The following is a 9,237-nucleotide window of genomic DNA, read 5'->3' as shown; positions in this document are numbered from 1 at the left end:
CAGCACAAGACATTCACCAGGTATTCTGATTCGGGAAGGATTGTGTATATACAATGAGCCTTAATCACATTGAAGATTTTTTCCCGCTTTCCCCTATGCAGCAAGGCATGTTATTCCATAGTTTATATGCGCCTGATTCTGGCGTATGCGTCGTCCAGTCCTCCTTGAGTTTCAAGGGGGATCTGGATCCATCCGCTTGGAATAAAGCGTGGATGCACATTGTACAGCGGCATGCTATATTGCGAGCTTCATTCATTAGTGACGATGTGAAAGAACCGATTCAAATTGTGAACCGTGAAGTTGAGCTTACGCAGGAACTTCTTGATTGGCGCTCCGTCCCAGAGGAGGAGCAGCCGCATCGTCTTGAAGCGTATCTACAAGCAGACAGAAGCAGGGGATTCGTGTTAAGCGAGCCTCCGCTTCTGCGGCTTGCTTTGATTCAGATGGCGGAACAGAGCTACACGTTTGTTATTACGATCCACCATCTACTTTTAGATGGATGGAGCCTTGGAATTCTGTTCCGCGAATTATTTACCCAATATGAATGTCTCCGTGCAGGAGTAGATGGAGTATTCGATGCTTCGCGGCCGTATCGCGATCATATCGCATGGTTAAAGAAACAGGATATGTCGAAGGTAGAAGCGTTCTGGCGCGATCAACTGCGAGGATTTTCAAGCCCGACGCCGATAGCAATTGGCCGAACTCCGGCACAAGTAGGGCAGCAGTATGACGAATGTTCGGTTATACTGCCTGAGGATATCACCGCAGAGCTGCAAGCATTTGCACGCCGTAATCGAATGACACTGAACACGCTTCTGCAAGGTGCTTGGGCGATTGTACTGAGCAGGAACAGTGGTGAAGAGGATGTTGTCTTCGGTTCAGTTGTTTCAGGCCGTCCTCACGACTTGCCGGGAGCAGAGTCCATTGTTGGCTTGTTCATCAATACATTGCCAGTTCGCGTTCAGGTGCCAGGTCATGCTACTGTTATTAACTGGTTCCGCGAATTTCAAGCTTATCAGACACAATTGCGGCAGTACGAGCACAGTCCGCTGCTGCAGGTACAGAATTGGAGTGAGCTGCCAAAGGGACAACGCTTATTCGATAGTATTGTCGTGTTCGAGAATTATCCGATTGACGGCAGTGTGATTGAACAGCAAGGGAATTTAAAGCTGGAAGCAGTGCAAAGCTTCGAGCAAACCGGATATCCTTTGACTATCGTCGCAGGACCAGGGTCAATGTTGAAAATTGAGATGCTGTATGCATGTGATCGATTCACAGGCGATGCTATCGAGAGGTTGCTGGAGCAACTGCAAGCTGTGCTGACAAGCATTGTCCACAATGAAAAGCGCACGCTTGCAGACCTGCCATCACTGCCTGAAGCAGAGTACCAGAAGCTGCTGCATGAATGGAATGATACCGCGCTGCCGCTTGCGCTTACAAGTCCCGTTCCTCATGGCGTGGCTCAGATGGCGCAGCAGCTGCCCGACCAGATTGCAGTATCAAGCTTAGACGTATCTATCACCTACCAAGAGTTGGATGAACGGTCTAATCAGCTGGCGAGATTTCTGCAGCAAGCAGGTGTCGGGAAAGGATCATTAGTAGGCGTTTGTGCAGAGCGCTCGGTTGAACTGATTGTCGGGCTGCTGGGCATTTTGAAAACGGGCGGGGCTTATGTTCCGCTTGATCCCGAATACCCGAAGGAGCGTCTGCAATTTATAGTAGAAGATACAGCGGTACAGGTATTGCTTACCCAGCAGCGGCTTCAAGATCGGCTGCCTGACCACGGCGCTCGGGTTATTTTCCTAGACACAGAATGGGATCAAATCGAACAGTATAATGCTCAAGCCTTCATATGTGAGGCAGATCTTGACGATGTGGCATATGTTATCTACACCTCGGGCTCAACAGGTAGACCGAAGGGAGTAGAGATTACACATTATGCTCTACTTAATCTGGTCAATTGGCATCAACATGCGTATAAGGTGACGGAGAGCGATCGTGCCACTTTACTGGCCGGTACTGCCTTTGATGCTTCTGTATGGGAAATCTGGCCGTATGTAACGGCTGGTGCAGGCCTGTTCATTCCGGACGAAGATACGAGGCTTATACCTGAACAATTGAGAGACTGGATTGTTGAGCAGCATATTACAATTAGTTTCATGCCGACACCGATTGGTGAAAGACTGCTTGACTTACCGTGGCCGAATCAGCTATCGCTGCGCGTGCTGCTGGTCGGCGGCGATAAGCTTCACCGCTACCCAGCAGAACAGCTGCCGTTCCAACTAGTCAATAACTATGGACCGACGGAGAATACGGTCGTTTCTACGAGCGGATTCATACCTGTCCGAAGAGATAGCGAAGAAGCGCCAACGATTGGTCGACCGATTGCCAATACGAAGGCGTACATATTGGATCGGCATCTACAGCTTGTTCCTGTGGGCGCTGTAGGGGAATTGTATGTGGCTGGACAAAGTCTGGCACGAGGATATTGGAGGCAACCCGAATTGACTGCCGAACGATTCATCCGCAATCCGTTCGGATCATCACCTGATGAGCGGATGTATGCTACGGGGGATTTATGCCGCTATCGGACAGATGGAGAGATTGAATATATCGGCCGCAAGGACGATCAAGTAAAAATACGCGGCTTCCGTATTGAACTGGGTGAGGTGGAGACTGTTCTTGCCTTGCATCCTGCCATTAGCGAAGCATTGGCTGTTGTGCATCAGACGTCGGCGGGTGACCCGCGATTGGTTGCCTATGTTACGCTGGCAGACACGACTGCTATTGCGGTGCAAGGGGCCGAACTGCGCCACTATGTGAAGGAGCGGCTTCCGGATTATATGGTGCCTGCCTCTTTCATGATTATTGACGCGTTTCCGCTTACACCGAACGGCAAAGTCGATCGCAAGGCGCTGCCTGAACCGAATCTTACACTGGAAACCGAGACTTATGTCGCACCTCGTTCTGAAGTGGAACAACAATTCGCTCAGATCTGGTCGGATGTGCTTGGGATTGAACCGATCGGCATTCATGACAACTACTTTAGCCTAGGCGGCGATTCGATTGTAAGCATTCAGATTGTTAGCCGCGCCAAAAAACAAGGTCTGTATATTACGCCGAAGCAGCTCTTTGCTCATCCAACGATTGCAGAACTGGCACATGCAGCGGTGAAGATGCAGACGACTACAGCGGCACAAGGAGTCGTCGAAGGCTCCGCAGCGCTTACACCGATACAGCGCTGGTTCTTCGAGCAAGAGTTTTCAGCTCCACAGCACTTCAACCAAGGCATGGTGCTGACCGTCAATCCGAAGTTAAGTATAGATGTGCTGCGGCATGCGATTGGCCATCTGGTTGCCCATCATGACGCGCTAAGAATGCAGTTTACGCGAAGTTCAGAGGGATGGGTGCAGCATAATGCGGGCATCTCGGAACAGATTCCATTCGCTGTAGTAGATCTGTCTCATCTGCCGCAAGACCAACAAGCGGAAGCGCTTGAACAGGCAGCTGATGAGGTGCAGCGTAGCATACAACTGGCTGAAGGAAATCTGATTAAGGCTGTTTATTTCCAGCTTGGGGAAGGTACTGCGGGGCGACTACTGTTGATTATTCATCATTTAGCGGTGGATGGTGTATCATGGCGCATTTTGTTGGAAGATTTACATAACGTTTGTGAACAATTAGTCGACAATGAACCTGTGGAGCTTCCAGCCAAAACAACTTCCTTCCGGGAATGGGCCGAGAAGCAGACGGAATATGCATGTTCGGCGGAAGTACAGGCAGATGCTGCTTACTGGTTCGGGGAACGAAACACGTACGAACCAGCATTCCCTGTGGATAGAGAAGGAGCAAGCACCGCCGCAACTGTTGAACAGACCGTTCGCATCCTGTCTGCCGAAGAGACGCGGCAATTGCTGCACGATGTACCTGCGGCCTATCGAACCCAAATTAACGATGTGCTGTTGACGGCACTGGCGCGTACGATGGCATGGTGGTCAGGGGATCAGAAGCTGCTGCTTCATTTGGAAGGGCATGGACGAGAAGAGGTAATTGAAGGAATTGACTTATCGAGAACGGTGGGTTGGTTTACTTCCATGTATCCACTCCTGCTTGAGCTTACGGAGCAAGATGAAGTCGGTGAACAGTTGAAATCTATTAAAGAACAGCTTCGTGCTGTACCAAATCGAGGTTTAACTTATGGGCTGCTGCGTTATGTAGCTCAACCACCAATGCTCAGGCCGTTTGAGGAGTACCCGTCACCTAAGCTTAGCTTTAATTATTTGGGTCAATTTGATCAGACGCTGGGATCCAGCGGAGATGCTCTGTTTAGCGGCGCTGCGGAATCTATGGGAGCTGAGTTTGATCCGTCAACCGTTCGTCAGCATTTACTTGATGTATCCGGCATGATTGTGGGCGGCTCGCTTCATGTGACGTGGGCGTACAGCGACAACAATTATAATTCGCTTACCATTGAGCAGCTTGCGGATCGATATATGGAAGAACTGGTTGGAATCATCTCCCATTGCCAGCTGCCTGATGCGGTAGGGGTAACGCCTTCAGACTTCCCGCTTGCCAAAGTTACGCAACAGCAGCTTGATCAAGTCTATGCTCGGAACAATGCGCTGCGAGATTTATTTCCGCTTACGCCAATGCAGGAGGGAATGCTATTCCATTCGCTGGAGGCTCCGGAAGCGAGCCTATATTGCGAGCAGAGTGTATTTACGCTTCAAGGCCCATTCCAGGTGCGGTCATTCACGCAAGCTTGGCAGCAAGTGATGGCTCGGCATGCGATTCTGCGCACCCATGTTGAATGGGAAGGGCTGGAACGCCCGCATCTCGTACTTTGCGACGAGGCGCCGGTGAATGTGGAGGTGCTAGACTATCGTTCGCTTCCAGCGAAGGAGCGCAAAGAGATGTTGCAGAGCTTACTCGTGGAGGATCGCCGTCGGGGCTTTGATTTCGCGCAGTCGCCACTGATGCGCTTCACGATTGTACGACTTGAAGACAATGTGAACCAGTTTATCTGGACATTCCATCATTTACTGCTTGACGGGTGGAGTGTGCCGATCGTTATTCACGAATTTTTCCTCTTGTATGAAGCACATGCGGAGGGTACATCTGTAAGTCTTGATCCAGTACCTTCGTATCGCAATTATATTGCATGGCTCGACAAGCAAGATCAGAAGTTGGCAGAGGAATTTTGGAAGAGCTATTTGCAAGGAATAGAGAGCCCTACTGCCATAATGGGAGCGGCGGCTGCGGAACATGAAGAAGTACAGTATGACGAGATGATAGTCGGAATTGGCGCCGTGTTGACGAACGAGCTTGACTCTTTTGCACGCAGTCAACAGCTTACGATCAGTACGTTAATCCAAGGAGCATGGGCACTTCTGCTCAGTCGTTATAGCGGGGAAGCAGACGTTATGTTCGGAACGACAGTTGCGGGCAGACCGGTTGATCTTGATGCGGTCGAAACGATGGTTGGCTTATTCATCAATACATTGCCAGTTCGTGTATACATAGAGCCGCACAAGCAAGTATTGCACTGGCTGCGTGAACTGCAAGAAGTGCAGACCAACATGAGGCAGTATGAATATGCATCGTTAGCTCAGGTTCATAGCTGGAGTGAGGTGCCGCGTGGGACGTCACTATTCGAAAGTCTCGTCGTCTACGAGAACTATCCTGTGCTGCAGGCTTCACCGGAAGTAGCAGCAGCAATAGCCGAACTGGAGATGGAGTCAGCTCAGAAGCTGGAGTTGCTTGAAGTTAAGGCATATGAGCGGACGAATTACCCGATTACTGTAACGGTCATCCCTGGTCATGAGCTGGAACTGCGTGTCAGTTATGATGCTCATCGGTATAGCGAAGCAACGATAAGACAGATTACAGTACACTTAGAACGAATTTTGGCAGGCATAATAAAGCAATCTCATGACAGCATTCGTAACATCTCAATGCTAACCGAGGACGAGGAGCGTCTTCTGCTTCATCAATGGAATGATACGGCTGGGAATTACCCGCGTGATAAGACGGTGCATGAGCTGTTCGATGAACAAGCAGCACGTACCCCTGATTCAATTGCACTTGTGTTCGAGTCAGAGCAGCTTACTTACCGCGGACTGCAAGCAAGAGCAAATCAGCTTGCCCAATATTTGCGTAAGCATGGGGTCGGTCCTAATGTCCCTGTCGGGATTGCGTTGGAACGCTCATTTGATGCGATTGCAGCCCTGCTTGGTATTTTAAAGGCTGGAGGAACCTATGTTCCTCTTGATCCGGATTATCCGACAGAACGGCTTATGTTCATGGTGGAGGAGACAGACATTGCGCTGTTGCTCACACAGGAGCGATTACAGCATAAGCTGCCTAAGACGGCAGCGAAAATGATTTTGCTGGATCAAGAATGGGAGATGATTGCAGAGCAAACGACGGATGCGCCTGAGCTGTCATGCGGTGCTGAACATTTGGCGTACATCATCTATACTTCAGGCTCAACCGGACGACCAAAAGGAGTATCTATCCCGCATCTCGGCATCGTTCGGCTTGTGAAAGGACTCGACTTTGCCCGGTTCGGATCAGGTGAGGTTATGCTGCAATTCGCCCCTATCTCCTTCGATGCGTCAACGTTCGAGGTATGGGGAAGCTTGCTAAATGGCGGTACATTAGCCATTATGCCTCCAGGGCTGCCTTCTGTTCAGGAGCTTGGCGAATATATGCAGACCAATAAGGTTACCGTTGCTTGGCTGACAGCCCCGCTCTTCCATACGATGGTAGAGGAGAACTTGGACGGACTGCGTCAATTGAAGCAGCTATGGGCTGGCGGCGATGCGCTAAGCATGGTGCATGTGCAGAAGGCGCTGGCATTAGACGGCTTGGAGTTAATTAATGGATATGGTCCTACGGAAAATACGACATTTACATGCTGTTATAGGTTCCCGCAAAAAATGGGTTCTATCATTCCGATCGGGAGACCAATCATGGGCACTACATGCTACATATTAGACAAAAACCAAAGTTTGGTGCCAATAGGGCTGCCTGGCGAGCTTTATATCGGGGGAGACGGATTGGCGCATGGTTACTTGCATCAGCCTGAGCTGACAGCGGAGAAGTTCGTAGACAGTCCTTTTGTACCAGGGGAACGCTTATATCAAACAGGTGATTTGGTTCGATATATGCCGGATGGAAATATGGAGTTCCTCGGACGCCTTGACCATCAAGTGAAAATCAGGGGTTTCCGTATTGAGCCTGGTGAGATTGAGAAGGAAATCAGCTCACATCCAGATGTTAGCCAAGCTATCGTTGTTGCAAAGACAAACGGCTCCAAAGAGAAGCGGCTGGTGGCGTATGCGGTGCAAGCTCAGGCAGGCGGACACTTGACTGGCGACAATTTGCGTGCCTATCTCAAGGAACAACTGCCGGACTACATGGTTCCGACTGTCATTATGGTGCTGGATGAATTGCCACTGCTACCTAGCGGCAAAGTCAACCGCCATGCATTGCCTGAACCTGAGTTTACTTCTTCTCAAGGGTATGCAGCACCTATAGAGGAAGCAGAACGAATTTTGGCGGAAATATGGTCGAATGTGCTCGGGGTAGAGCAGGTTGGCATTCATGATAACTTTTTTGAACTGGGTGGAGATTCGATCCTAAGTATTCAGATTGTGGCCCGTGCTTCGCAAGCAGGCTTGAAGCTGACACCGAAGCAATTGTTCCAATACCAGACGATTGCGGAGCTTGCGACGGTCGTGGAAACGACGACAACGGTTCTAGCAGAACAGGGATTGGTGCAGGGGCCGCTTCCGCTTACTCCTGCGCAGCACTGGTTTTTCGAGCTGCCGCTCGTCAACCGTGATCTTTGGAACCAATCGTTCATGCTGCAGCTGCACTCGGACTCAGTAAGCCCGGATATCGTACGACAAATGATCTATCATCTTATCAGCCATCATGATGCGCTGCGCATGAGATTTAACGAGGACGAACACGGCTGGACACAATGCAATGATGAGCTAGAAGAGGCCGAGGTACCGTTTGCACACTTCGATCTCTCCATGATGGAGCAGGTGGAGCAGTCAGCCAAAATCGAAGAGATCGCCGCCGGACTGCAAGCCAGCTTAAGCTTGTCTGGCGGGATTATGATGCGCGCTGCCTTGTTCGAATTGGGAGGAGGTCAACCAGCACGACTCTTCTTAACGATTCATCACCTTGTCGTAGACGGCGTATCGTGGCGCATCCTGCTGGAGGACGCTGAGCGAGTATATAATCAGCTAGCAGAAGGACATCCGGTAGAGCTTCCAGCCAAAACGACGTCATTCCGGCAATGGGCTCATATGCTTGCAGAAGAAGCGGACAAGGGAGCATACAGACAGCAGCTCGAGTACTGGGAAGACATGGCGATGGCATGGATACCGCGTCTCCCACTTGATTATCCAGTAAGCGATGACCAGATTCCGATGATCAATACTCATGCGTCATCTGAAGGCATCAGCGTTCAGCTGGATGCAGAGAGCACACAGAGATTGCTGCAAAATGTACCAGCTGTCTATCGGACGCGCATTGATGAAGTATTGTTGACTGCACTTCTTGCTGCCATGGAACGCTGGACAGGCAGCAGCACTCTGCTTGTTCATCTGGAAGGACATGGGCGTGAAGATATTGTGCAGGGAGCGGATCTGTCTCGTACAGTAGGTTGGTTTACTGCAATTTATCCGGTCTTGCTTGACGGAGGTTATGAGACGGAACCCGTATCCCGACTTCTTGCCGTCAAGGAGCAATTACGGGCAGTACCAGATCGTGGCGTAGGCTACGGTATATTGCGTTATCTCGATCAAGGAGAGCGAGGAAATCATACACTGGCGCAGTTCCCTACGGTGGAGGTGAGCTACAACTACTTGGGTCAGATGTCATCTATGTATGAGGAAGGCGGCTTATTCCAGCCGGCTTCTGAGTCAGGCGGGATGACACATGAACTATCCAATTCACGTCAGCACCTTATCGATGTGGCAGGAATGGTAGTCAATAACCAACTGCAGTTGATGATTACCTACAGTACGAATTTGCATCATAAGAGCACCATTGAGCAGTTAGCGAATGACTTTACTGAAACGCTTCACGCCATCATCGCAAATTGCCATCATTCTGCTGCAGATACGTTCACGCCTTCAGATTTCCCTGAAGCGGGGCTGAGCCAGCAAGAGTTGGACTTGATCATGAAAAAAATGCATGGCGGGAGGAACAGCTAAC

1 protein-coding gene is annotated in these 9,237 nt (G+C 50.3%); it reads left to right on the top strand.

Annotated elements, in window-relative coordinates; translation table 11 throughout:
- Nucleotides 1-53 precede the first annotated feature (53 nt).
- Entirely contained in the window at nucleotides 54-9,236 is a 9,183-nt protein-coding gene (locus ACQ5BJ_RS04420; RefSeq protein ID WP_430108784.1) for an amino acid adenylation domain-containing protein, read from the top strand.
- Nucleotide 9,237: the final 1 nt, after the last annotated feature.

Origin of the sequence: Paenibacillus sp. B1-35 (assembly GCF_050474385.1) — a bacterium.
GTDB lineage: Bacteria > Bacillota > Bacilli > Paenibacillales > Paenibacillaceae > Paenibacillus_B > Paenibacillus_B alvei.
Note: the sequence above shows the minus strand (reverse complement) of the source record. Positions and strands in the feature narration are given on the sequence as shown.